At 32.6% G+C, this 25,820-nt stretch carries 25 protein-coding genes and 1 tRNA gene; 11 read left to right on the top strand and 15 right to left on the bottom strand.

Annotated features, from left to right (window positions below; all coding sequences use genetic code 11):
* Positions 1–686: 686 nt before the first annotated feature.
* The 3 genes from BUC03_RS15300 to BUC03_RS09630 all read right to left on the bottom strand — a co-directional run bounded on the left by BUC03_RS15300 (position 687) and on the right by BUC03_RS09630 (position 3,556).
* A complete protein-coding gene (locus tag BUC03_RS15300) occupies positions 687–1,883 on the bottom strand; it encodes a hypothetical protein (RefSeq protein ID WP_073150986.1) in 1,197 nt (398 codons plus the stop codon).
* A gap of 61 nt (positions 1,884–1,944) precedes the next feature.
* Entirely contained in the window at positions 1,945–2,937 is a 993-nt protein-coding gene (locus BUC03_RS09635) for a nucleotidyl transferase AbiEii/AbiGii toxin family protein (RefSeq protein WP_084112880.1), read from the bottom strand.
* Positions 2,930–3,556 carry a DUF6088 family protein gene (locus BUC03_RS09630; RefSeq protein WP_234971616.1) on the bottom strand — a complete coding sequence of 209 codons (627 nt, stop codon included), beginning with the start codon at positions 3,554–3,556 and terminating at the stop codon, positions 2,930–2,932. Before BUC03_RS09630 ends, BUC03_RS09635 begins: the two co-directional genes overlap by 8 nt.
* A 145-nt stretch (positions 3,557–3,701) precedes the next feature.
* On the opposite strand from BUC03_RS09630, the gene BUC03_RS09625 reads away from it, so the two are divergent.
* From BUC03_RS09625 to BUC03_RS09600, 6 genes are all read left to right on the top strand, one after another.
* On the top strand, positions 3,702–4,805 hold the full coding sequence (locus BUC03_RS09625) for a helix-turn-helix domain-containing protein (protein ID WP_073150980.1): 1,104 nt from the start codon (positions 3,702–3,704) through the stop codon (positions 4,803–4,805).
* Between the two features lie 90 nt (positions 4,806–4,895).
* Positions 4,896–5,219, top strand: coding sequence for a hypothetical protein (locus BUC03_RS09620; protein WP_143159172.1), 324 nt, complete (start codon positions 4,896–4,898; stop codon positions 5,217–5,219).
* Positions 5,220–5,435: 216 nt separating this feature from the next.
* Positions 5,436–5,612 (top strand): hypothetical protein, encoded by a 177-nt coding sequence (locus BUC03_RS15295; protein ID WP_200799133.1) that lies wholly within the window; start codon positions 5,436–5,438, stop codon positions 5,610–5,612.
* A 255-nt stretch (positions 5,613–5,867) separates the two neighbouring features.
* Positions 5,868–6,362 carry a Pycsar system effector family protein gene (locus BUC03_RS09610; RefSeq protein ID WP_073150972.1) on the top strand — a complete coding sequence of 165 codons (495 nt, stop codon included), beginning with the start codon at positions 5,868–5,870 and terminating at the stop codon, positions 6,360–6,362.
* Positions 6,363–7,349, top strand: a complete 987-nt coding sequence (locus BUC03_RS09605; protein WP_073150970.1) for an adenylate/guanylate cyclase domain-containing protein — start codon at positions 6,363–6,365, stop codon at positions 7,347–7,349. It begins immediately after the preceding gene.
* Entirely contained in the window at positions 7,342–8,025 is a 684-nt protein-coding gene (locus BUC03_RS09600) for a hypothetical protein (RefSeq protein WP_073150967.1), read from the top strand. The genes BUC03_RS09605 and BUC03_RS09600 overlap by 8 nt, the downstream gene beginning before the upstream one ends.
* Positions 8,026–8,155: 130 nt before the next feature.
* Here BUC03_RS09600 and BUC03_RS09595 read toward each other — a convergent pair.
* Together BUC03_RS09595 and BUC03_RS09590 are read right to left on the bottom strand one after the other, a co-directional pair.
* Positions 8,156–8,228: transfer RNA gene (locus BUC03_RS09595), tRNA-Met, on the bottom strand.
* 136 nt (positions 8,229–8,364) lie between these two features.
* On the bottom strand, positions 8,365–9,417 hold the full coding sequence (locus BUC03_RS09590) for a glycosyltransferase family protein (RefSeq protein ID WP_073150965.1): 1,053 nt from the start codon (positions 9,415–9,417) through the stop codon (positions 8,365–8,367).
* 115 nt (positions 9,418–9,532) lie between these two features.
* Between BUC03_RS09590 and BUC03_RS09585 the strand changes: the two genes are divergently transcribed.
* The 3 genes from BUC03_RS09585 (at position 9,533) to BUC03_RS09575 (ending at position 11,213) form a co-directional block, all read left to right on the top strand.
* Complete coding sequence (locus BUC03_RS09585) at positions 9,533–10,570, top strand: helix-turn-helix domain-containing protein (protein ID WP_073150962.1); 1,038 nt, start codon at positions 9,533–9,535, stop codon at positions 10,568–10,570.
* A gap of 101 nt (positions 10,571–10,671) precedes the next feature.
* The gene (locus BUC03_RS09580; RefSeq protein ID WP_073150959.1) at positions 10,672–11,046 is read left to right on the top strand and encodes a hypothetical protein; all 375 of its coding nucleotides are present in this window, start codon (positions 10,672–10,674) and stop codon (positions 11,044–11,046) included.
* Positions 11,047–11,051: 5 nt separating this feature from the next.
* Positions 11,052–11,213, top strand: coding sequence for a DUF1328 domain-containing protein (locus BUC03_RS09575; protein WP_073150956.1), 162 nt, complete (start codon positions 11,052–11,054; stop codon positions 11,211–11,213).
* A 47-nt stretch (positions 11,214–11,260) separates the two neighbouring features.
* Here the strand turns inward: BUC03_RS09575 and BUC03_RS09570 are convergent, their stop codons facing one another.
* A complete protein-coding gene (locus BUC03_RS09570; RefSeq protein WP_073150953.1) occupies positions 11,261–11,440 on the bottom strand; it encodes a CPXCG motif-containing cysteine-rich protein in 180 nt (59 codons plus the stop codon).
* A 9-nt stretch (positions 11,441–11,449) separates the two neighbouring features.
* A complete protein-coding gene (locus tag BUC03_RS09565) occupies positions 11,450–13,366 on the bottom strand; it encodes an ABC-F family ATP-binding cassette domain-containing protein (protein ID WP_073150950.1) in 1,917 nt (638 codons plus the stop codon).
* 69 nt (positions 13,367–13,435) lie between these two features.
* On the opposite strand from BUC03_RS09565, the gene BUC03_RS09560 reads away from it, so the two are divergent.
* Positions 13,436–13,822, top strand: coding sequence for a DUF983 domain-containing protein (locus BUC03_RS09560; protein ID WP_073150948.1), 387 nt, complete (start codon positions 13,436–13,438; stop codon positions 13,820–13,822).
* On the opposite strand, the gene BUC03_RS09555 is transcribed toward BUC03_RS09560, so the two are convergent.
* From BUC03_RS09555 to BUC03_RS09520, 8 genes are all read right to left on the bottom strand, one after another.
* Positions 13,806–14,834, bottom strand: a complete 1,029-nt coding sequence (locus tag BUC03_RS09555) for an NAD(P)/FAD-dependent oxidoreductase (RefSeq protein WP_073150945.1) — start codon at positions 14,832–14,834, stop codon at positions 13,806–13,808. The genes BUC03_RS09560 and BUC03_RS09555 overlap by 17 nt on opposite strands.
* Before the next feature lie 63 nt (positions 14,835–14,897).
* The gene (porN, locus tag BUC03_RS09550) at positions 14,898–15,794 is read right to left on the bottom strand and encodes a type IX secretion system ring subunit PorN/GldN (protein ID WP_073150942.1); all 897 of its coding nucleotides are present in this window, start codon (positions 15,792–15,794) and stop codon (positions 14,898–14,900) included.
* A gap of 18 nt (positions 15,795–15,812) precedes the next feature.
* Positions 15,813–17,354 (bottom strand): type IX secretion system motor protein PorM/GldM, encoded by a 1,542-nt coding sequence (porM, locus tag BUC03_RS09545; protein WP_073150939.1) that lies wholly within the window; start codon positions 17,352–17,354, stop codon positions 15,813–15,815.
* 37 nt (positions 17,355–17,391) lie between these two features.
* A complete protein-coding gene (gene porL, locus BUC03_RS09540; RefSeq protein ID WP_073150936.1) occupies positions 17,392–18,039 on the bottom strand; it encodes a type IX secretion system motor protein PorL/GldL in 648 nt (215 codons plus the stop codon).
* Positions 18,040–18,117: 78 nt separating this feature from the next.
* A complete protein-coding gene (porK, locus tag BUC03_RS09535; protein WP_073150934.1) occupies positions 18,118–19,503 on the bottom strand; it encodes a T9SS ring complex lipoprotein PorK/GldK in 1,386 nt (461 codons plus the stop codon).
* Between the two features lie 113 nt (positions 19,504–19,616).
* Complete coding sequence (locus tag BUC03_RS09530) at positions 19,617–20,771, bottom strand: formimidoylglutamase (RefSeq protein ID WP_073150931.1); 1,155 nt, start codon at positions 20,769–20,771, stop codon at positions 19,617–19,619.
* Positions 20,772–20,777: 6 nt separating this feature from the next.
* Entirely contained in the window at positions 20,778–23,291 is a 2,514-nt protein-coding gene (topA, locus tag BUC03_RS09525; RefSeq protein WP_073150928.1) for a type I DNA topoisomerase, read from the bottom strand.
* A 117-nt stretch (positions 23,292–23,408) separates the two neighbouring features.
* On the bottom strand, positions 23,409–24,185 hold the full coding sequence (locus BUC03_RS09520) for a hypothetical protein (protein WP_073150926.1): 777 nt from the start codon (positions 24,183–24,185) through the stop codon (positions 23,409–23,411).
* Positions 24,186–24,373: 188 nt separating this feature from the next.
* Here BUC03_RS09520 and miaB point away from each other — a divergent pair, with 188 nt between their 5' ends.
* Positions 24,374–25,819: a tRNA (N6-isopentenyl adenosine(37)-C2)-methylthiotransferase MiaB gene (gene miaB, locus BUC03_RS09515; protein WP_073150923.1), complete on the top strand. Its 1,446-nt coding sequence runs from the start codon at positions 24,374–24,376 to the stop codon at positions 25,817–25,819.
* The last annotated feature ends 1 nt before the right edge of the window (position 25,820 follow it).

Here is a 25,820-nt window from a genome sequence, read left to right as displayed (position 1 = left end):
CCGATTAATTGAACTTGATTTTTGATCGTACTCATAACATTAAAATTTAGATTCTACCATTAGTGTAGAAAGGTTAAACATTGATTTACTTATTATATCTGAAGCGTTTTCCTTTTTGATTTTTACTTCGCTTCCGATTTTGTTGTTTTGAAATGATTTCATAATGATATTTTTTTGATTTACTTCCCATAGAGCTGTGAGCTGTTCCCTTTTTTGATGCTGATACGTTTTCAGGAATTGGAATTAGGGAAGATGTATAAAAAGGAAGAATGACTGGCTTATGCCATCTGGACTAACTTCCAATTACTGGTATTTTGCATAGTAAAAAAGGGAGGGACAGTGAAAGTGCGGAAGTAGGTCAAAAAGGCTCTTGTGAAGTATCCTAACATAGGAAGCAACCCAAAATGATTAAATGGAATTTCGATGGGGCGGACTCCTTTCACGATTTCGGATTGGGAATGCAGTGTTTCTTCCCATTCCCAATAGCTATCGGGATAGGAAGGGTTAATGGAATGGAAAAAAGAAATTGGGGATGGTGTGCAAGACTTTTCAGGGAAGCTCTTTTGCCAAAATGTAGCTTTTCGCGGAATGGAGGAGCAATGTGCTGAACGGTATTTTAAATAATGGAAGTGTTTTTAGTTAAAACACAGTACACTAATACAGATTAGCTAAATCTAAACCTGAAATTATTGTTTATTAATTCCAAATCCATCAAAATCTTTCAATGAATAATCAGAATTACTAGATTGTAAAGAATTTTTGAAATATCCAAGTTCTTTTTGAATCTCTTTGGCGTGCTTGACAAAATCATCAGAAACCTCAGGAATATAGTGGTAACAAATATCATAGACGCTCTCATCCTTTCCGTTGGATCCAAAAGCTAGTCCAATAACTGTATTTACAGATGGGTTTAAGTATCGAGCGACAATGCATCTCAACTCTAATTCTCTCTCTTTTCCTTCCCAATTTTTTTGTGTTAGAGGCATAAATACATACATATGATTGGCACCTGGCTGTGGTAGAAGCATTCTACCAATTGACTTTTTTTTAATAGCATCATCAAGAGCTAAACCTAATTCAGTTCTATGTATTCTGTCCTCTAGACTTATTATTCGGATTGCATTTTCTAAATCTTGAATTTGCTGATCATTTGTTTCATCTTTTATGTGATAAGCGTGTAATTGGTTTAGGATATAATCCCAAATAAAACTAGGTGCAATTCTTTTTCTCCAATCACTATAATCTTCTGACTTAATGTAACTTTCCCAAAGCCCACCGGAACCAGCAATTGAATCTACTGGATAATCGAACTCAAGTCCTGTCTGAATATAAAGGGCAAAAAAATCCGTTTCCTCTGGAAGTAACATATGATTTGAACTAAGAAATTTTTCTTTTACTGTTAGATATCTTGTAAAATCTGTTATTGTGTCAAGTTCACTGACAATAGTGGCTGTTGATTGTTCATCAAATATGTGTACAAAACCCCTATTATTCATTCCCATAGGCAATGGAAAATCATAATCACTTCCAAAAGCAATAGCGATTCTATAAATGGTTCGTTCATTTCTATCTGGTAGAGCAACCTTTGTGGTCCGATTTTTTAATGTTACGTCATCAACATTTTTCAAGAATCTTTCTGCTCCATAAAGCTGTTGAATTGAATCGTCCACAGCCTTTTTAACCCATCTTGAGTATTGGATGCTTTTATCTTTGTGGCTAGATACTTGAATATCTTTAACAGAAATCAAAAGGATTGTGCTACCGCATACAACGAGCACATCGCATAATTCTTTGTCTTTCTTGCCTAAAGGGTTGGGAAAACTCCAAAATGGTAAAAAAGATTTTTCACATAAATCTGCTACATATTTTTCTGATGGTGTCATTATATTTTTATTAATTGGAAAGAATTATTTGATGTAAAGACTAGTTGCCGAACAATTTAAATCACCATTTTAACTCTCGGATTTGTTTCTGGAGTTTATTAAGCCTTTCCGTCAATTCTTTCCAAGAAAGGGTATCACCCGAGAACATACTTTCTTTCATCTCATTATAATCGTCTTCGTAATGTTTAATAACATTGTCAGGTGGTAAAATGCAAATAGCCTTTGGCTGATGATCTTCATAATCTACTCCTTTCACAGCTGAGAATTTACTTCTGTGGTCAATGATGTGAAAATACAAATCCTTATCATTCAAGGCTTTTTTGCCAAACTTAGTATCCATTAAGCGTTCTAAGTCATATAAGTGTCTGCTAAGACGATCAACTCTAATTACTTCCTTTTGCCATTCCTCGTGAAGCAAAAAAACTTTTTCTAAAAATGTTCGTTGGGGTTGTACTGTTCTTACTGGAAATGTTGGATTGGTAAATGTCGTATCTGGATATTCCTGATCCACTAAAGAATTAATGGGCACTTCTTCAAAAGGCTCTATCAATGATCTACAGCTTATCTCAAGTAAAATTCTCGGAGTAACATATTTGTTCTTTTCCGTCAGAGGTTCATACGTAATATAAATTCTTAACGGGTCAGTGTCAGATGCTTCATATGGCTCCACCCCAATAGAGGTAATTGGAAGTTCTTTCTGTGCGATTTCTTCTGTTAAGTGCTCAATCAATTCTGTACTAATAAATTTAGAGTTCTTCTTTCGTAATTTCTTAATTTGGGTTCTTGATAATTCACCAGACATATCAAAAAATGTACGATCAATCGCTAAATCAATGTCTTCGGAAAAACGTCTTATCAAATTATACCCCTTACTTAAAGAAGTACCTCCCTTAAACACAAAAGCTTCAGCATAGGGAAGTGAGAAAACTATCCTCATAATTTCCGTAACCCACCAATCTTTTTCTACCGCATAGGATGGAAGACCTGTTCTAACAGCAGTCTGACTAAAAATTAATGCCTTTCTATCATTATCAAATTGTAAAAAATCACTCATAATAATACATCAGTAAATCACCAAAAATGTTTGCAATCCAAGATGGAGCAAGCTTCATATCGTGATATAAAAATTCCGGTTCTTCCTTTTTAAGTTGTTCTTTAATTTTGGCAATTTTTTCTTTGGTTACTTTTTCTTTTCCAATCTCTTTTAATGCCTGTATTGCAAGACCGCTCAACCTACCCTTGGCAGCTAAATTTTTTGGGCTAGCTTTTTTGAATTTTATTTTTCTCTTACCAATTTTAATGGTGCGAGGCGAACCATCGGTTAAAAAAACCACATTCAATGGAACTTGTGTTGAAAGCCCTAGTAAATTCAAAGCTTGTAGTCCAGTCGGAATAATGCGAGCGTTATCACGCAGTGCAATTTCTTCTGCGATAGTTTCGATATCCGGATACAGTACACCCAATAACTCATCTCTTTCAGGGTATAGATAAATACCACGTGCTAAACGTTCTAAAAACCCTTCATTGGTAAGGCGCAATAAGGATTTTTTAGTGTTTTCTACCCCATACTTTATTTCAAAGTCTGATGGCAACACTATCTTACCTTTATTTCCAAGTTGGATATCGCTCTTTATTTTTTCTTTTACAGACTTCACTGTTTTAATTTGTCCCAAAAATATACTTTTTTTGGGACATTTTAAAATGAAAAAATCAACAAAATTATTCAAAAAACACACAATTAAATAAAATTTTACATTTTTGTGTGTGTAATAAATTTTTCGTATATTTGTAAAAATATTGAACTAACACGTTTAAAAAATGGGACTTGGAAAAAGAATAAAACAGTTAAGGCAAGATGCAGGGCTATCCCAGCAAGAATTTGCTGATTACACAGGATTTTCAGTTTCATATATCCAAAAGTTTGAAGAAGGAAAACGAGAAATGAAAACCAATCATTTAATACGCTTTTCTAAAGTTTTAAATTTGAAACCCTTCGATATAATAAATACTGAAAGCACAAACTTAGAATACAATCCGACCAACAAGTCTGCATTCTCGATGACTAATATTGAATATAGGGAAAAGCAAGACTCACACAAAATTTTTGAAAATGAAATCATAGAAACCATTTCAAATGATTTCTTCAACATCATTGAGCTTGAAAACATAATGGACGATAAAATCAAGTTCAAAAATCCAGTTGAAGATATTGTGATAACCAATGGTGATGATATTGAAGATGCAGTCAAGGTTATTCGCAAAAAATGGAAACTTGGAAAAAACCCTATATACGATGTTATCCACCTATTGGAAAACAAGGGTATCAAAATATTTGAGGTAGAAAAACCTAATAGCTTTGTTGCTTTTTCTGGTTGGGCTGGAGAAGTACCAATTATCGTACTCAACGCTGTAAATCCATACGTTGCACGAAGGCGCTTTACAACTTTGCACGAGTTGGCCCACCTGATACTTGACTTTGACATTGACGACCACAATAAGATTGAACGTTTTTGCAATCACTTTGCAGGTGCAATGTTGCTTTTTGAAGATGTCCTGTTTGACCACTTCAATAATCAAAGAAACGGTATCACACTAGAAGAACTAAAGAGCATTAAATCTGCCTATGGCATATCCATTTGGGCTATTATAATGCGCGCCCTAACTCTCGGCATTATCAATTGGGACACTTATCACTCTTGGAAAGAGAACTATGACCAATGGCGAGAAAATGAAACCTCTTTTGGCGAGTATCGCGGTGTAGAAAAACCAAAACGATTTTTCAGCCTATTGGCAAAAGGATTGAATATCGATAATAGAGAAGGTAAATCTTTACTTTCCCATACAAGGGCGGCGGAACTGTCAAATATGACAGTAAAAGATATTAAAGCTAGGTTTGGTGGTAAAAACTTTATGAGAAACTAGATGTATATATTCAGTGACATAGAATTATTGCTTCTCTTGGATAGTCTAAGGATATTGGACAATTCAACAGATTGTTTTTATGTAACTGAAATGGCACTTGAATCACCTTGTTATGATTATGTAGAACAAAATCGTCTGAAACGCTTGGTCGAAGAAGGTAAAATAAAAACATACTCGCTGGAAGGCGATTTTTTTAAGTTCTCTTGTAAGGAAAGTATAAAGTTCAACGGGTTGCACATTATGGATTTTGCAGCTATTTATTATTGCAAAACAATAAATGGATGCCTTGTGGAAAGAAACGATGTGATAAAGGAATGCGCCTCAACTAATGGAGTCAATGCCTTATCAGTCGATGAAATATTGAGTAGTATTGTTAAAGAAAAAAAGTATATGGAATTTATAAAAGCACTATAAAAAAAGCTGACATCTAAGATATCAGCTCTATTATTTACTTTAAGATAAGATTGGAATATTATCTGTAAAGACTTTGTTTTTGGCGAAACAAATATACCGTTTATTTCGGTATTTACAAGTCCTTCACACATAATCTTCCCTTTTCAATTAGAGTAATAATCCGCTACCATAATGGTGGCAAGAAATATTTGTTTAATTACTCAAAATAAACCTGTTATGGCAAAGAACAAACCGTATGGTGACAATGCTAGAAAAGGGGCAGTTAAAAACCGTTCCCAAGTATTTAATCCCAAAACTGGGCTTTACGTTAAAAGAGATTCCGACTCAGGAAAATTTATGGATGTAAAAACCAGCGGCGGAAAATTTAAGGGTGTTACCGATAAAAGTAAGTAACGCTTCAGCGAAACCCAAATGCTGTGAACTTGGGCAAATTTAAATTTTGACTATGAATTATTCATTTCAAAATGACAGGTTGAGTCTTTGTGAAAAAGACACCTGTTTACATTTAAAAGGAAATAACGCTAAAGTTATTTCTACAATTCTTACTGTGGTAACTTTTGTTGCGGCTGTTTCAGCCATTGCAAAGACTATTAAGTAATCAACTAGGCTGGTTCTTAGGATTCAGCCTAGTTAATAATTTAACTCTCTATGGAAAAAGAAAGATTGGAATATACCGTGAATCGCCTAGATCATTATTACGATAGCGTTAACAACAAAACAGCAGTTTATATTGCCATAAATACCTTTATCACAGGTGGTGCAATTACGCTATTAACCCAAATTCAGGAATTCTTTGATAAAGAAATATGGCTCTTAATATTTTTAGCAGCGATTATTCTATTTGGCGTTGGCAGCCTCATACTGCTGGCATTAGCAAGTATGCCTTATTTCTCACCTAAGTCAGATGTGGAATCGCTATACTATTTCGCCAGTATCGCTCAGAAAGACAAAAAAGAATTTTTCGAGCTTTCAAAAAAGCAAGATAAAAAAGAGAATGTAAAAGATTTGAGAAATCAAGTTTTTGTTCTTTCACAAGGCTTGAAATCAAAATTCAAAAAACTAAAGTGGGCTTGTCGCCTATTAATCGTACAATTTATGCTATCGGCACCCTTAACCTGCATATTAATTAAAATAACCTCTTAAATGAACTTATTTGAAGACTACAAAAACGTAATTAAAAAAGCGGTCGAGAACGACCCTACAAAATCAAACAAAATCTACGGATTAAGCGAACCTTTGTTGGAAAGCAACCGTGAATACCTTAAATCGTTGAGAAACGAACTTCCTGGTCAAGAGCTATCCCACGAAATGAAATTATTTGCGAAAGGGATGGGTGTGCCCGAGACTTTTGATTATCAGCCGTTGGGAAGTCATCCAGACTTTGCGCACTTAAAGGGTACAGACCTAGTTGAAGAACATTGGATAATTTCAGGCTTCATAGATGTTAAGAAAAGTACTAAACTCTTCAACAATTTCACAAAAGCAACTGTAAGGTTGATTACAGAAAGTATCATCCGAGCATCAATATTTGCAGTAAACCTATGCGGTGGCTACGTGCATCGCATACAGGGCGATGGTTTAATGGTATATTTCGGCGGAAAAAGCATAGTAAAGCTAAAAGCCGTAAAAGATGCCTTAAAGTCCTTCTCAATGATATCATACTTCGTAAAAAATGATCTTAAAGAGTTTTTTGAAGATAATGGTATTCAAGACATACATACAAGAGCAGGATTAGATTTGGGTCATTCCAAACAAGTGGATTGGTTCTACTCCGGTATTGGTGAATCAGGCGAAGTTACTACTTGCAGTCTTCATACGAGTCTTGCGCCTAAAATGCAAAGTAACGCAAAAAACAGCGGCATAGTTGTAGGTCACAATGTGACAACACAACTTAGAAAGGACAAGTATTTTGAGCAACGAAGCAAAGAAATACACGATTATGAGGATGGAAGAAAATATTACCAATACAACTTTGATTGGGAACGCTATTTGGTAGATAACAACCTAGCTGTTCAAAATGATATGGGTGTCTTGGTATTGACAATTAACACCTTTCCTGACCCCAACAGGAATAGCCGTGATTTGTATCCAATCGCTTCTAAAAGTAAACCTTACTTCAACTATGGGTAAAAAAGGCCTTAGTACTGATATTAAAAATTTTCTGGACAAATATTTTGCCTTTGAGAAAGTTGTAAGCCCAAAAACCGGATATTTAGCTCTTGAAGGCAAAATAAGTATTTTAGACAAAAGTGATAAGCTTTGGGGGCACTTTGAAATCCTAATTCTTATAAACGAAGCTGAATACCCATATACCGTTCCTATGGTAATCGAGAAAACTCAAATTATCAATAGAGATTGGGACTTTCATATTTCCAAGAAAGGGGAATGTTGTTTGGACATTCCGCATAAGCTAATGAAAAGAAAAGGGCGAGGTATCGTTTTTGAAGAGTTTTACAGAGAAGTTATATATCCTTTTTTTGCCAATTATCATTATAAAGAATCGACAGGGTATTATGCAAATGGGGAATACAAGCACCACTTTGATGGTATCGCACAATTTTACCAAGAAGAATTTGGACTATCTGATTTTAAAAATATTATTTCCTTATTGGAAACGGCCATGAATGGTATCAAATACCACCCCAATAAAGAATGTCCATTATGTGGTGGGGGTAAATACAAAAAGTGTTGCCGGAAGAAAATATATGATTTGAAAGCGTATGGTTTGCAACGATTAAAATCTGATTTGGCGCTTTTCAGGAAATTAAATCTCAATACAAAAACACGTTTCGAACTGAAATTATAACCACAATAAGGTATAAGTACAATTGACATCAATTCTCTTCAAATTAAAATTCTTGAAGAAAAAATGTGAAATGTTGTACCCAGTCTATAAAAAAAGGCTTCACATTTCTGTGAAGCCTTGTCATTGCTAGTAGCGGGAACTGGACTCGAACCAGTGACCTTCGGGTTATGAGCCCGACGAGCTACCTACTGCTCTATCCCGCGATGTAATAACCTAACAACAAACTTAGCTTCTAACTTTCAGATCATAACACTGACCTTGTTGTTTCGGACTGCAAATATACGTCTTTTATAAAGTAACCACCAAATTTATTTGCACTTTTTTTACTTTTATTTTACATCAATTAGATAACACTTTATGATAGAAAGAGATATAGCTTTCTACAACATCAGAATATTTAAAATTTTCTTCTACGTAAGTTCTGCAATCTTCCCTAGATTTTCTTGAAGCACTAATTAATGCTTTTCTTAATATACTTACATCATCTAATTTAATTTGAACTCCGCAAAACTCTGGCAAAATAGACATATGATATTCTTTTGCAATTAACACCACTGGTGTACCCGTACTTAAAGACTCTATAACTAAATTTTGATATCCATAAAATTGCTTAGAAGCTACTAAAGAAACTTGTGCTGCACTTAAAGAAGCTTCATAATCTTTGGGATTTAAAACTCCACAATACTCTACTCTATCACTTAAAAGCGGTTCGATAAAATTTCTATAATAATATTCATCTACTATTTCTCCATAAATTTTTAATACGTAACCCATTTGGCTCACTGCATCAATAATATTTTCTAAATTATTATCGGCTATAATATTACCTAAATAAACTACTTGATTAGTTTCTGCTTTTACACTAAATCTGTAACTTTCATAATTAATACCTCTACCTATTATTTCATCTATTTTACTATGCCCCATCCAACTATTTGCAATTTCATGATCTAATGCTATATAGTAATTTTTTGAAGTCTGGTTTAATTTTACCGAGCTCTGCAATAAACCTTTTGGCTTATCAAAAAGTGTAGTAATGGTTGGTATATCTAAGAACTGTGCTGTAAAAACAGGTATTTGTTCTCCAGATAAATTATGAATCAAATCAAAATCTGATTCTTGTAAGTATTTAAAAATTTCAAAATAAGCATGCTGCTTTTCTGCATAAGTCTTTACATTTTCTGAAATATCATGATCGTAACTCCAATCTATAGAATCTAAATTTAAGCTATACACCTCACAAGGTAATTTGCTTCCGTAGCAACCAAAGTAAGTTACCTGATGGCCTTTATCTATTAATCTTATTACTAATTCACGTATGTATTCTTGTAAATAATTTTCAGCATTTGTATTAACTTCAAATTCACTAGAACCTAGCAAGGCTATCTTCATATATAAAATGTAATCTATTAATTTGTTAAAATTTGTGTAAACGCAACCCCAAATTTCAAAATAATACCATTACTTAGTTAACTCATTTCACACGAATAATAGCACAAAAGCCTAAATGAAAAGTATTCACGTTAAATCATTGCCATTAAAAGATGTAATTACCGACCTTGCTAAAGAGTTTAAGAGTGAAATAGTAGAACATTGTGATGAATTTGTTTTAGAACTTCCTTCTACTTACGGTCAGGGCTTTATTAGAGGATTAAATTTAGGAAATGGTTTAGGAGTAATTGAATACAACTGTACTTTTTTAGAAGACTTAGAAATTCATTTCTCTATAAGTGAAATACATCCATTAAAATTTATTTTTTGTAGTGAAGGAAGCATCCTGCATTCATTTGAAGAGTTAGAGCAACCTAACACTATTTATGCTTACCAAAATGTACTTGTAGCAAGTAGCGCATTTAATGGACATATAATTCAGTTTAAGGCTAACAAAAAGGCACACATTAATAGTTTAGAAATAAATAGAAAAGAGTTTACTAAACATTACAGCTGTAGTTTAGCAAAGTTTAACCACCCATTAAAACCATTACTTTGTGATGTAAAAGCAAAAAAGCTATTTTATTACCAAGGAAATTATAGCTTACAAACAGCAGATATTATTGCTGAAATTAATACTGATTTATTTTCTGATTTTCTTAGAGCAATTAAATTAGAAGCTAAAGCTTTAGACATATTAGCGGTACAAATAGAGCAATATGCAGATGACTTAAAGTTAAACAAAAATCAATCTGTAATAAGAAAAAAAGAGATTGAAAAAATTATAAAACTTACCGAAGTAATAAGTAAAGACCTTTCTACATCTTATACTGTACAAGAACTTGCCAACTCTATAGGTATTAATATTAATAAATTACAAGAAGGGTTTAAGTATTTATACAAAGAGACTGTAAACAACTACATACAGCAATTACGTCTTGAAAAAGCTAAAAAGTTATTAATTGAAACAGAGCTTAGCATTGGAGAGATTACAGAAAAGATAGGTTTATCTAATCCTAGTTATTTTTCTAAAGTTTTTAAAGAAAAATTTAAAATTTCACCTAACCAATACAGAAGAGGTAAACCAAGTATTAATATTAACTCAGGTTCTTAAATTTTTTAAGAACCTACCCGAACAGCTGTTAAACAATAGCCAAACTACTCATTTTAATTGTTTTACAATTTCACTTTCAATTATCTTTAAAGAAAAAAAAGATGAAAGTAAAAGAGTTTTATTATGAGAATGAGAGAATTAATACAATAAAAAATTCTCTTTCTACAGAGGTTTCTTCTATTAAAAAAACTTCTGATAAATTATCATGTTACATTTTAAAAAAACACTTTAAAGCAGAAAATGTAGTAATTGATTACTCTCGTAAAATTGCCTTTTTACAATATAGTTACGCTAATCATCAAATAACAGATGAGAAAATTTTAGTTGCCAACACTAGAATTGCAGAAGTACACTATACTAACTTGAAAGATTTGCTTTTAACTTGTATTCGTAAGAGTGAAAAAGACATAAATCTTTACAATCAAGTTAGAGGATTTAAAAACAACAGAAAAACTATACTAACCTCTAAAAATTAATTATTATGATACGATGGATCGTCATTTTTCTTATTATCGCTTTAGTAGCAGCAATCTTCGGATTTGGTGGAATTGCTGATGGAGCTGCAGAAATTGCAAAAATTATTTTCTATATTTTTATTGTTTTACTAGTAATATCTTTACTATCTAGAGCATTTAAAAGATAGAATTTATATCTAAACACATAAAAAAAGAGACCTAATAGGTCTCTTTTTTATTGTTCTAAATTTTCTGCTTGAAAACTTATAAGTTGTCCAGCTTCAAAGTTAGCCTGTATTTTTATAGGGTTACAACACACTTCACAGTCTTCAACATAAGTTTGCGTTGTTGATGGGTCTAACAACATAGATATTTCTTCCCAACAATACGGACATTGAAAAAAATGTTCTAACATATACTTTTCTTAACTGTAATTTTCTAGCTCTAAATGAATTTTTTCCCACTCTACCATCAATTTAGATAGCTCATCTTTCTTAGCTTGGTAATTTTCAAAAAAATTAGGCTTTGCCATTGTAGCGTCATAATTAGCCGCAAGCTCTGCATCTATTTCTTTTATAGTTCTTTCTAACTTATTAATGTTAGACTCTACATTACTTAACTTATTATTAAGTGACTTTAATTTTTTCTGATCTTTGTAAGATTGCTTATTAGAGCCTTGAGAAACTTTACTCGTCTCTTTTTGTACAGTCTTTTTTTCTGCCTCTCTTAAATCTTCAATACTTCTCTCTTTTAGGTAGTAATCTATATCTCCTAAAAACTCTTTAATTTGATGATCTTTAAACTCATAAACCGTTTTGGTTAAGCCTTGAAGAAAATCTCTATCGTGAGACACTAAAATTAAAGTTCCTTCAAAATTAGCAAGAGCTTCTTTTAAAACATTTTTAGATTGAATGTCTAAGTGGTTGGTTGGCTCATCCATCACCAACACATTAAAAGGCTGTAAAAGCATTTTTGCAAGCGCTAATCTATTACGTTCACCTCCAGATAATACTTTTACATATTTATCCACTTCTTCTCCTCTAAATAAGAAAGATCCTAAAATATCTCTAACTCTAGCTCTATTGGTTTCGTTAGCGGCATCAATCATAGTTTGATGCACGGTTTTATTTCCATCTAAATACTCCGCTTGGTTTTGAGCAAAATAAGATATTTGCACATTATGCCCTAGTTTCATATTTCCTTCGTGAGATAATTCTCCTACAATAATTTTTGCTAAAGTAGATTTCCCTTGACCGTTTTGCCCTACAAAAGCAGTTTTGGTATTTCTTTCTATCATTAAATCTACCCCGCGCAGTACTTTTTTATCTCCATAACTTTTAGAAATATTCTCTGCCTCTACAACTACCTTTCCTGGGTTTACTGATAATGGAAATTTTAAAGTCATTACAGCATTATCATCATCATCTACTTCAATTCTATCAACTTTATCTAACTTTTTAATTAAAGATTGAGCCATAGAAGCTTTACTTGCTTTTGCTCTAAATTTGCTAATTAGTTTTTCTGTTTGTTCAATTTCTTTTTGCTGATTTTTTTGCGCAGCTAATTGCTGCTCTCTACGCTCTTTACGTAAAACTAAATAAGTAGAATATGGTTTATTGTAATCGTAAATTTTACCAAGAGATATTTCTATAGTTCTATTAGTTACGTTATCTAAAAACATTTTATCGTGAGAAACAATTACTACCGAACCTGGAAATGTTTTTAAAAAGCCTTCTAACCAAATAATGCTTTCTATATCTAAGTGGTTAGTTGGCTCATCGAGTAATAAAACATCATTACTTTGCAAAAGTAATTTTGCTAGTTCTATTCTCATTCTCCAACCTCCAGAAAAAGTATCTGTTTGTTTATTAAAATCTTCTCTTTTAAAACCTAAACCTAATAAAATACGTTCTGTTTCTCCTTGGTAATTATAACCACCTAAAATTTCATATTGATGTTGCACATCATTTAAATCAATCATTAATTGATTGTAAGACTCACTTTCGTAATCTGTACGTTCTACTAATTGCTGATTAATTTCTTCTAATCTTTTTTCTAGAGCCTTAATCTTATCAAATGCTTCGTAAGCTTCTTCTAAAACAGTTCTCCCTTCTACAAAATCTATATCTTGCCTTAAAAAACCTAGGCTAATATCTTTTTCTCTGGCAATTTGACCTGTATCTGGTTGCAAATCTCCAGCTAGTATTTTAAGCATAGTAGATTTTCCTGCACCATTTTTCCCTACCAAACCAATACGGTCACCAGCACCTAAACGGTAAGTTATTTCTTCAAATAAATATTCTCCTTGAAAAGAGATGGATAAATTATGAATATTCAGCATTTGTGTAACAAAAATTACATAGATTAACTGCAAAGATGCTTAAATTTGTAGTAGAAAAAAAATGATCCCATGAACTTACTTAAAGGAACTAAAATTTACAGCATGATTACTGGTGTATGCCCAGTTTGTCAAGAAGAAAGTATGTACTTAGAAAGTAATCCTTATAAACTTAGTAAGGTTCTAGATATGCACGAAAGATGCAGCCATTGCCATACTAAATATAAAATTGAACCTTCTTTTTTTTACGGAGCGATGTATGTGAGTTATGCTATTGGTGTTGCTTTTGCTGTTGCAACTTTTATAATTGCACATTTTTTTATAGGGCTAGGGTTATTAGGCTCTTTTTTTAGTATCATTTTTGTATTAGTAGTACTAATGCCAGTCATTATGAGACTATCAAGAAACATTTGGATCAATTTATTTTTAAGTTATAAAAAAACTAAAAAAACCGAGTAACATTCACTTCTTTAGGTAAAGGTTGATTATTTTCAATAAAATTGTATAACCAATTTGCTGCAGAAGGTGCAATTATAATCCCTCTACTACCATAACCATTATTAATAAAGAAGTTACTATACTCTGCATGTCTACCTAAAATAGGTCTTCTATCTTTTACAGTTGGTCTTATACCTGCTTCATGTTTTACAACCTCATAAGGTACTTGCAACACCTGCTTCAACTTAGCTTCTATTTGTTTTTTAGCTGAATCAGTTGGTAAATTATCTTTAAATTGATTGCTATAAGTAGCTCCTACTTTATAAAGATGATTACCTAAAGGAATTATAAATAATGAAAACTTAAGCATTTCTTCTAAGTCTAAACCTTCACATTTAATAGTTATATACTCTCCCTTGTTACCAACTAACCCAAGGTTTTTAAACAAAGGATTTTTATGAAGACCGTAACCTTCACTAAAAACAATATGATTAAACTCTATGTCTTTATAATTTGTATTGGTAACTAATAAATCATATTTAAAACGTTCTGTAAAAAAGACCTTTTTTGATTGTAAATAAGCCTTGTAAGCACTTATAAGTTTATTAGTATTTAACCTACCTGTACCATTTACTCTACCGAAAGAAAATTCAGAATTAATCCCTTTTGCTGAAGCAACTAATTTAGTATCTAAAAAGGGTGATAAACTATTATTATCACTAGCGGTAAACCAGTTATTTTGCTCTTCTACAGAATTAAATCTTCTTAAAATATTCTTAGACGTAATAATGCTCTCTTCCAACAAAGTCTCTATATCTTTATAAACACTTAAAGCATTTTGTAATTGTACATCTGCTTCCCAAGCTAAAGTAAATCTCTTTAAAATAACAGGATTATACATTCCTCCAGCCACTAATGAAGCATCTTGAGAATTATCATCAAAGACTACAAAGCTTTTATTTTCTTTTCTTAATTTATCTGCAAAACATAAACCTGCTAAACCAAAACCAACAATTATATAATCAACTTTCATAAAGTTTTACATAAAAAAACGCCCTTAAAATAAGGGCGTTTAAGTTTTATAATGATGAAATACTTAGTAATTCCACATGTCAGATTCAAAATTTCTAATTGTTTCTTTAATTCTATTAGATTCTAATAGTTGCATTAAAGAGTTATCAGAAATATAATCATCTACTTCACGATCTCCCTGAACGTTATCTTCTTTATAAATTGTAGCATCAAAACGTCTAGAATTTAAAAGATGATCAAAAGTAATAGGATTAGCAGAATTTTTTCCGTTAAAAACATAGTTATCATGTAAAATCTCTCTCACTTCTGGATAAAAAACCCAAAATAATTCTACTGCTTCAATATCTAAATCAGGATTATCTTGTTTTTGTAACAAGTTTTGTGCTGAATAAACAACAGGTGCAATAGCCAATAAACGATACTTTAATTCACCTTGACGTTTGTCAAAATACCAGTAACCTCTAATTCTATATGCTTGTACTGCATTTGCATCAGCTTCTGCCGTGTTATACATCCAATCTTCTACAACCTCTCCAGAGTTCTCTGCTGCTAAACCAGCTTCACTCATACTTTTTGCTTCTAAGTTAAGCTTAATATCCTCGACAGACATTTTTTGATTGAAGTAAGAATCCCTGTAAGCTGTAATACTATCTTCAGTAACTGCTTCCACAAGAAGGTTGAATAATGGTCTTCTATGACCTCCTATTTCATCTAAAGGATATAGTAAGGGAAAATTAACACGTTGATCTAAGTCAATCTCCTCCCAAGTCGTTTTTGCCCATAAAATATCTCTTTCACCTACATAACCATAAGGAAGTGGTTTATCTGCATTATCTGCCTCTATTACAGCGGCACTCTTCTTACCTATTTCTTCTGGCTTGGTTGCGTTTAGTACATTTAACTGCGCATAAGAAGATATTGCAGAAAATAAAACAAACGCTAAAAAACAACTCTTTTTCATCACTTTTACTTTTAAATCTTAGTTAGTTAATTCAATAACAAGCGGAGCAACTTTTGGTAATTTATAACCTCCATTTCCAGAAATTGTTGCTTTAATATCAAAAATTTGAACTGTAGAACCTCTCTTAGCTCCAGCTAAAGCAGCTTTAGCAGATCCAGTTAAACGATTTCCGCTTACTTGCACTGCTGGCTTACCAGTAACCTGGAACTTAAATCCAGATACATTTAATTTTAAATCAAAATCAAAGTCTGGTAAAGTAGCTCCTACTGGACTTACCTCTACTTGGTTTCTACTCATTCTAATAATACCGTTAGAACCATCTTTAGCACCTAAAACCCCTACAGGTCTTGGTATTTCTTTAATTCTAAATACTTTGCTACTAGAAACAGTTTTACCTCCTGGTAATTCACCAGAAACGTTAATTTTAACTTCTCTAGACTTTACGTTAGTTACATCCATAACATAACTACCTGCCTTACCAGCAGAGCTTAATCCAGGTGCATTAGCATTAACTGAAGGTACTCCAGGTATAGAAATTGTCATTGGGTTTTTAACACCACGATAAACAACATTCATTTTATCTGCAGAAATAACAGCAGAATTTGGTTCTGGAATTACAGTATAAGAACTTTTAATTGGAATAGATACAATTGAATCTCCTTCTTTAAACTGTAACTCACCAGTAATATCTTGCTGACCTACGTTACCAGCTGGAAATTTTAATTCTACTTGCCCTGTTTGGTTTTCTAATTCTTTTTCATTTACAATAACTTTGTCAAAAGTTAAAGTATTATCAAAACGACCTAAGACAACTTTACCTTCAAACTGCTCTCCACTAAAGAAAGCTGTTTTTGTAGGAACTACAATTGCCTCATAGTTACTCATAGATAATTGACTAGCTTGCTCTCCTTGTAACATTTTAGAAAATATTTCATTTTCAATTGTCTTAATAGAGTTTTGCATCTGAGTAAATTTTGTAATAGAAGCCACTAATGGGTAACCTACAAAATTATAATAGATCCAGTCAATTTTTTCACCTTTACTATTGGTAACTTTATCTGTTGAAAATTTATCTTTAACTTCAGCAATAATTTCAGGATAATTCTCTCCTAATAAAGCTATCATTTGGTCACGGTAGTTATCTACCTCTGCAACAAATTCAGCTCCTTCTTTAGTAACTTTACTCTGATAAAATTTTTCATCATAGTAACTAGAGTTATCCATTAATTCATAATTACTAGCATCTTCTACAGTAGCTAAACCACCTTCTTTAAGTGTTGCAACGTAATTATTTAATTTTGAAGAAATAGTTTGAACTTGTTTCGCTTTTTCTTGTAAAGGAACATAAGTTTTAGGCTGCTCTACTGCTTTCTCTGCTAAACCTGCCATAAAAGCAGTGTTTCTCTGAGTTGCATTTTCGTTTGCTTCAACTAAACTTTCATTAATTAAACCAAATGCAGTTAAAACCTCTTTTGACATGTTTAATGCCATCATCGCGATGAAAACCAAATACATTAGGTTTACCATCTTCTGTCTTGGGGTCTGTTTTCCTCCTGCCATATCTTAAGTAATTATATTTTTATAGATTAATTTAAGATTAGGCTTGAGTAGGTCTCATTGCAGTTAACATACCTCCGTAAACATTATTTAAAGAAGATAAATTAGAAGTTAAAGATTCCATTTCTACTTTAAGTTTAACAGCATTATCTGCTACAGCTTGATTTACTTCTGCCTGCTTACTTGCTGATTCAACTTGTACTTTATAAAGATTATTTAGAGACTCCATTTGAGAAGCAGCTAAAGTCATTTCTTCACTATATTTCTTTTGAGATGTCATTGCATCAGCAGTTGGAGCAATCCCTTTTGCTGCACCTTCAAAGTTTTTAATGCTCTCTCCTAAACTTGACATTAATGCTCCATCAATTTTAGCTTCTTTCAACATAGAATCTAATTTTTTAGATAAAGAAACTTCTACTTCTTTAACTTCTTGTTGAGTTTTTGCTGCTTTTGGAGAACTTGCTCCTCCAGCTAATTCAGGATAAACTAATGACCAGTCTAACTCATCATCTACTGGCTCAAAAGCAGAAATAGCAAATACTAACGCTTCTACTAATAAACCTGCAATTAACATTGGTCCCGCACCTGGCCAGTGCATAATTTTAAATAATGCTCCTAAAATTACAACAGCCGCTCCAAGACCGTAGACCATATTCATAATTTTTTTTCCTTTTTTTGACTTTGCCATAATAAAAAATTTAGTTAAATAAGTTAAGTTAAGTTAAAATTAATTGAGATTTTAATGCTATCTCCTCAGCATAATTTATTATCTAGGAGGTTGGTTTAAATTCACCTCATTCCCTAAGTAATCTTGTACGGTTCTAAAACCAATATAACTTCTAGCTGAATCTGCATATTCATAATCTCTAGAACTTACTTGTAAGAAATAAGCAACATCTTTCCAAGATCCACCTCTTACAACTTTACGTTTATTATCTTCATCATTCACGTTAGGATTCATAGAAGAATAATACTCATAAGAAGCAGCATCATAAGAAGAATTCACCCATTCTGAAACATTACCTGCCATATTATACAAGTTGTAGTCATTAGGCTCGTAAGAATCTGCCTCTACAGTATATAAAGAATTATCTCCTGCATAGTCACCTCTTAAAGGCTTAAAATTTGCCAAGAAACAACCTCTGTCATTTTTAGCGTAAGGACCACCCCAAGGGTAAGTTGCAGACTCTAAACCACCACGAGCAGCATATTCCCACTCTGGCTCAGAAGGCAAACGGTACGTATTTACATCTGGCTCTCCTTTTTCTCTTCTATAACCATTATGTATTAATGTTCTCCAATCACAAAATGCTTTAGCCTGCATCCAGCTAACACCTACTACAGGATAATCATCATAAGCAGCGTGCCAGAAGTAATCATTATGCATTGGCTCATTGTACGAATAATTGAAATCTTTAATCCAAACTGTAGTATCTGGATATACTTGAACTTTCTGCTCTCTTATAAACTTAGATCTATCTCCGTTAGAACGAGCTGCAGCTTCAATATCCATAGTTTTGTAGCTATACTCAAACTTAGTAACATCCATTAATCTTTGACCATTGTATGACTGATCTGTTGGTAAATAAATTTCATCCATTACCGCTACATAATCTTGATCTGGATATTCTGCAGTAGCCCATAAAATTTCTGGCTCCCAATTTAATCTTTGGTTATTAGGATCATAATGGATAGAATACTGTTGGTATGGAGTTTCATTAGACTCTCCATCATCTCCTCCGTTTCTTCCACCTTGCTCAGAACCTTTAAATGCGTAATCTTGGATAGAAGCACCATTACCTCCATCTGCATCTCCATCGCCACCACCAAACTCTGCAGCTTCTGCTAATTTTTGTCTAACGATAGAATCTCTTACCCAGTGAACAAACTGTCTATACTCTGAGTTAGTAATCTCTGTTTCGTCCATATAAAATGCACGTACAGTTACCGTTTTGGTAGGAGCATTATTAAGACCCGCAATATCATCATCAGATTTACCCATGATAAATGAACCTCCAGGAACCTCTGTCATCCCGTAAGGCTTTACTGGATGCCATTTTTTTCCTTTAGAACCGACTAACTGTCCTTGAGTTCCACTATTACAACTAGCTAAAAAAGAGACTATTGCAACAATTAAAAATACTTTCTTCATAATATTTCTGGTTAAGGTGATCTTAATTTAAGGGCGTAAACCTATTTATTTATTTCCTAAAAAACAATTTTTTAAGAAATTTATTTTAAAAAAAGCTTAAAAAAATCACAAATTTAAATTTGGTTCTTTCTATATGCTTTAAACCATCTTTCTGGAATTATCTGATTACAAGCATCTAAATAATCCTGATGACTACAAGGCAATAACGATTGTTTATTTAATTTATTGTTAAAACTTTCTGAATTTGGTATTTCTACCCACCATCTTCCTGAAAGCTCACTTCTATAGAAAATCAAGTATTCATCCTCTATAGGAACTGTAAATTTAGTAAAATCTCTCAAAAAAGAATTATTATATTCTTTTTTTCTAAAATTTACTCCTTCTATGAAATACCATATGATTTGAGCTGCTAGCATTGCGCTATTTTCAGTTAAATCTAAATCTTGAATTTCATACAAGCCAAAAGAACTTACTTTATCACTTATACCTGCATACCTTGCCAATGCACATATTTCTTTTCCTGTAAAACCATTGGGCATTGCTGGGTTCACACTTGCTACTGCTACCGAAGTAACATCTAAAGTTACAAGATTTGCATCTCTCATTACAGGTTCGGCTAAAGATATATCATTTGATATTACCCCAAGCCTATATGCTTCAAAAAAAAGTTTATCTATTAAATTTATTTCTTCTTGCGCATTAAAGTAAGTTTGATAACCAATATTAGCATAATTAAAAAGGTTGTAAGGTTCATTTACCACCATTTTACCTACATAAGATTTATTACATAATGCCTGCTCTGTATCTCCTAAATCAAACTGCGCATCTACATTAACTAAATTAACCATTTGCCCATAATTATCATAAGCACGGTATTGAGCATATACTAAATCTTGACTACCCCCTAATATAATTGGCAATATACTTCTATTTACAAGATCTTCAGTTACAGATTTTAAGAGAAAATAAGTATCTTCTACGGTTTCTCCTGGGTAAATATCTCCTAAATCTGCTATTTGCTCATTCCAATTCCCCTCATACAACTTATAAAGTTGTTTTCTTATATAATCATAATTAAACGGAATTTTTTCTGACTTTACACTTCTTCTATCTTCAATAACTCCAACAATTGCTATTTTTACATTAGATAAATCAGGGAAATTACCTTCTGAATACAACATCACTTTTTTACCTAAAGTAGCTTTATGCAAAGAAGTAATGCTTTCTACCAATTCTTGTGAAATTGGACGAAGAAACTCAAAACTCATAGACAATTACTTTTTTGTAGTTTTCTTTCTCGTTGTTGTTTTCTTAGCTGTTGTTTTTTTGGCAACCTTCTTTTTGGGAGCATTCTTTTCTATAATTGCCTTTACCTCATCTAAAGTTAACTTTTGCGCATCTACCGTTTTAGGCAATTCTATCTTAGTTTTACCTTTTAGAATTTTGCTTCTTCCCCATCTTGCCTTCTCTACACGAATACCTTCTTCTTCCCAATTATGAATTACTTTTTCAATTTCTTTTCTTTTCTTATCTTCAATTAACTCTACAATATCATCTTCAGAAAGGTTATCAAAATCGTATTTTTTATTTACATTAATAAAAATATTATTCCACTTTAAATAAGGCCCAAATCTACCTACTCCTTTTTGCACACCCTTGCCCTCATATTCATAAATAGGGGCATCTGCTTTTTCTTTTGCTTTGATTAATTCTAAAGCTCTTTCAAAAGTTACATCTAGCGGATCTTCCCCTTTATCTAATGAAACATATTTTTTACCATATCTTACATAAGGTCCAAATCTACCATTATTAACTTCTACTTTCTCATCTTCATATTCTCCTATTTCTTTTGGCAATTTAAACAAATCCATTGCTTGCTCAAAAGTAATATTACTTAAGGTTTGATCTGGCCCTAGACTTGCAAATAAAGGCTTTTCTTCATCTTCTACAGAACCAATCTGAACCATTGGCCCAAATTTACCTAAACGAGCACTAACAGGTTTACCAGATTTTGGGTCTGTACCTAAAACACGTTCTCCTACTTCTCTCTCTGCATTTTCTGCAACATCTTTTACTGTTGGATGAAACTCACTATAAAAATCAGACATCATTTCTGTCCATTTTTCATTACCTTCAGCAATATCATCAAAATCTTGCTCTACTTTTGCTGTAAAATTATAATCTAGAATTTTACTAAAGTGCTGCACTAGAAAATCGTTTACTACCATCCCTACATCTGTAGGAATAAGTTTACCTTTATCACTACCTACCATTTCAGAAAGGGTTTTTTCTGAAATTTTATTATTTTTCAACGTGAATTTTAAATATTCACGCTCTTTACCATCTATAGAACCTTTTTCTATATATTTTCTATTTTGAATTGTAGAAATAGTTGGCGCATAAGTAGACGGTCTACCAATCCCCAATTCTTCCAACTTCTTAACTAACGAAGCTTCTGTATATCTTGAAGGCGGTCTTGTAAAGCGTTCTGTTGCGGTAATGTATTTGTTTTTAAGAGAATCTTTCACCTTCATTGCTGGCAATAAACCTGCCTGCTCCTCTTCTTCTTCATCTGTACCTTCTAAATAAACTTTTAAGAAACCATCAAATTTTAAAATCTCACCGTTAGCTGTAAATTGTTTATCGTGTTTATCTGCTTCTATCTTTACGTTGGTTCGTTCTAATTGCGCATCACTCATTTGTGAGGCTATAGCACGTTTCCAAATTAACTCATACAAACGCTGCTGATCTCTCTCTGCGTTGACTGTATGATTTTCAAAATGGGTTGGTCTTATTGCTTCGTGAGCCTCTTGAGCCCCCTTAGCTTTACCTTTATAATTTCTTGCCTGTAAATATTTTTCTCCATACGCATGGTTAATTTCATGTGCAGCCCCTTGTTTAGCCTCGTCTGAAAGGTTTACACTATCTGTTCTCATATATGTAATATGCCCTGCCTCATAAAGACGCTGAGCCATATTCATAGTTTTACTAACAGAAAAATAGAGTTTTCTTGCCGCTTCTTGCTGAAGTGTTGATGTGGTAAATGGTGCAGCTGGAGATTTTTTAGCTGGTTTTTTTGTTAAATCTGCTACTGAAAAATTTGCACCTACATTTTGTTGAAGAAATTTTTCTGCCTCTTCTTTTGTATCAAAGTTTTTGGGCAGTTTTGCTTTAAAAGACTTGTTATCTGCAGTAGAAAATTCTGCATCAATTCTATAACTACCTTTAGTATCAAACTCTAATATCTCTCTTTCACGCTCTACAATTAACCTTACAGATACAGATTGTACTCTACCGGCAGATAAACCTCCTTTTACTTTTCTCCAAAGTACTGGTGAAAGCTCATAACCTACTAATCTATCTAAAATTCTTCTTGCTTGCTGAGCATTAACAAGATTGTAATTAATACCTCTAGGGTTATCAATTGCTTTTAGAATGGCTGTTTTAGTGATTTCATGAAAAACAATTCGTTTAGTCTTTTCTTTTTTCAAGTCTAATTCTTCCGCTAGATGCCAGGCAATAGCCTCTCCCTCGCGGTCTTCATCACTTGCTAACCATACCATTTCTGAGTTTTTAGCAAGATTTTTTAACTTTCTCACTACATCTTTCTTGTCTTTACTTACAACGTATTTGGGTTTAAAATCCCCATCTACATCTACGCCAAGCTCTTTAGTAGGGAGATCTGCAATATGCCCAAAACTAGACTCTACTTTATAATCTTTACCTAAAAACTTTTCAATGGTTTTTGCCTTAGCAGGTGACTCTACAATCACTAAATTCTTCGCCATAAATCAATAATTTATTGATTGCAAAAGTAGAAGAATTTTTTTATTTAACTTTTCAAATACAGAAAATCGTATTTATTTAAAAGAAAAGCAACTCAAAATACACTAAAAGTTGACTATTTATTTTTGCGGAAAGAGTATATTTTTATCTATTCTAACCTCTGGATTAGGATCTTCAAAACCTACCGTTTTTTTATAAATAATATAATTAGGTAACATCGCAAAAGAAGCTGTTGCAAAAATACCTATAAAGCAAAGAATCATTCCCACTATTTCAGCTAAAAAACCTGCTACTAAAGTTAATGCAAAAGCTAGCAACCACTTTTTATTTCCTATAGAGAAAGACACCTTTATAATTTCAGAAAAAGATAGCTCTGGATTAAATGCGAATACCACAGAAACAAAAGAAATAGGTACACTCACATAAAATAAAGGTAAAAAACATAAAGACATAGCTACCACACAAATTAAAGCTACCGCCATAGATAACTTTAAAATCTTTAATAAATATTTTCCTTTAAAAAAGTAAAAATAGTTTTCAGACTCATTTAAGCCCAAATCTTCTTTTCTACATATTCTATAAAAAGCGGCCCTTAAAGCAAATGTCACCATTAACGCATAAAACACAAAGAATAGTACCGAAACAAACAAAACTAAAAGCATTAAAAAACCAGGATTTGCACCTTGCTCAAAAGCTTCTGGATTTACTACACCTAAAGAAATAAATGGCACATATAATAAAAAATAAGCAGGCACTAAAAGTACCATACTTAAAATTACAACCACCAAACCCTGCACCCATACTTTTTTAAAGAGATCTATAGATTCACCAAAAATTTCTCCAAAATCTAAAGACGCAGAGGTATTAATTTTTTCTTTTAACTGATGTAACTTCATTATAAACTAATTAATTTAGAGCAACCAAAGAAAGAGTTTTTCTTCATTATAAACAAGACAAGAATAGAAGTTCAAGCAATTTCTATTATTACTATATATAATAATATTAAATCTTAATTCTGTCAGTTTGTCAGAGTTTTGTTTTAGATGTATCTTTGCAGCTCATAATAAATTGAACCTTGAGTTTTATGGAGAAGGTAATTGACGAAAAAAAACAAGGAAGCGCTTTAGCGATGGAACCAATTAAAGAAAATGGTCGTAAACTTTTTATAGAAAGTTACGGTTGCCAAATGAATTTTAGTGACAGTGAAATTGTAGCTTCCATTTTAGCAAAAGAAGGTTTTAACACTACGCAAACTTTAGAAGACGCAGATCTAGTATTAGTAAATACCTGCTCAATTAGAGACAAAGCAGAGTTAACTGTTAGAAAACGTCTTGAAAAATATAATGCTGTAAAACGAACTAACCCTAAAATGAAAGTAGGGGTGCTAGGTTGTATGGCAGAACGATTAAAAGAAAAATTTCTAGAAGAAGAAAAAATAGTAGATTTAGTAGTAGGCCCAGATGCTTATAAAGATTTACCCAATTTAATTGAAGAAATAGATGAAGGTAGAAATGCTGTAAATGTAATTCTGTCTAAAGAAGAAACCTATGGAGACATATCTCCTGTACGTTTACAATCTAATGGAGTTTCTGCTTTAGTCTCTATTACACGAGGCTGTGACAATATGTGTACTTTTTGCGTTGTACCTTTTACTCGCGGTAGAGAACGTAGCCGTAACCCACAAAGTATTTTGCAAGAGGTAGAAGATTTAGCTAACAAAGGCTACAAAGAAGTAACATTACTTGGCCAAAATGTAGATAGCTATTTATGGTATGGCGGCGGACTTAAAAAAGATTTTGAAAAAGCTACAGAAATGCAAAAAGCAACCTCTGTAGGCTTTGCTCAATTACTAGAAATGGTTACTAAATCACAACCTAAAATGCGTGTTCGTTTTTCTACATCTAATCCGCAAGACATGACATTAGATGTAATTGAAACAATGGCTAAATACAAAAACATTTGTAATCACATTCATTTACCAGTACAAAGCGGTAGCAACCGAATTTTAAAAAAAATGAATCGTTTGCATACAAGAGAAGAGTATTTTGAGTTAATAGATAATATCAAGAAAATTATTCCTGATTGCGCTATCTCTCAAGATATGATTACTGGCTTCCCTACAGAAACAGAAGAAGATCACCAAGACACACTCTCTCTTATGGAGTATGTAAAATATTCTTTCGGATTTATGTTTGCTTATTCTGAAAGACCAGGAACCCTAGCAGGAAGAAAGTTTGAAGACGATATACCAGAAAAAATTAAAAAAAGAAGATTACAAGAAGTAATTGATTTACAACAAATACACTCTCGCCATAGAGCAACACAACAAATTGGTAAAGTAGTAGAAGTGCTTGTAGAAAGAGAATCTAAAAAATCTAATCTACATTGGAGCGGAAGAAACTCACAAAGCAGCACTGTTATTTTTCCGAAAGAAAATTATAAGATAGGAGATTTTGTAAATGTAAAAATTAATGACTGTACCACAGCAACCCTTTTAGGAGAAGCAGTTGGATATTCAGATAATAACTAAT

This window comes from Mesonia phycicola (genome assembly GCF_900141885.1).
Taxonomy (GTDB): domain Bacteria; phylum Bacteroidota; class Bacteroidia; order Flavobacteriales; family Flavobacteriaceae; genus Mesonia; species Mesonia phycicola.
This window is presented reverse-complemented; position numbering and strand designations above follow the sequence as displayed.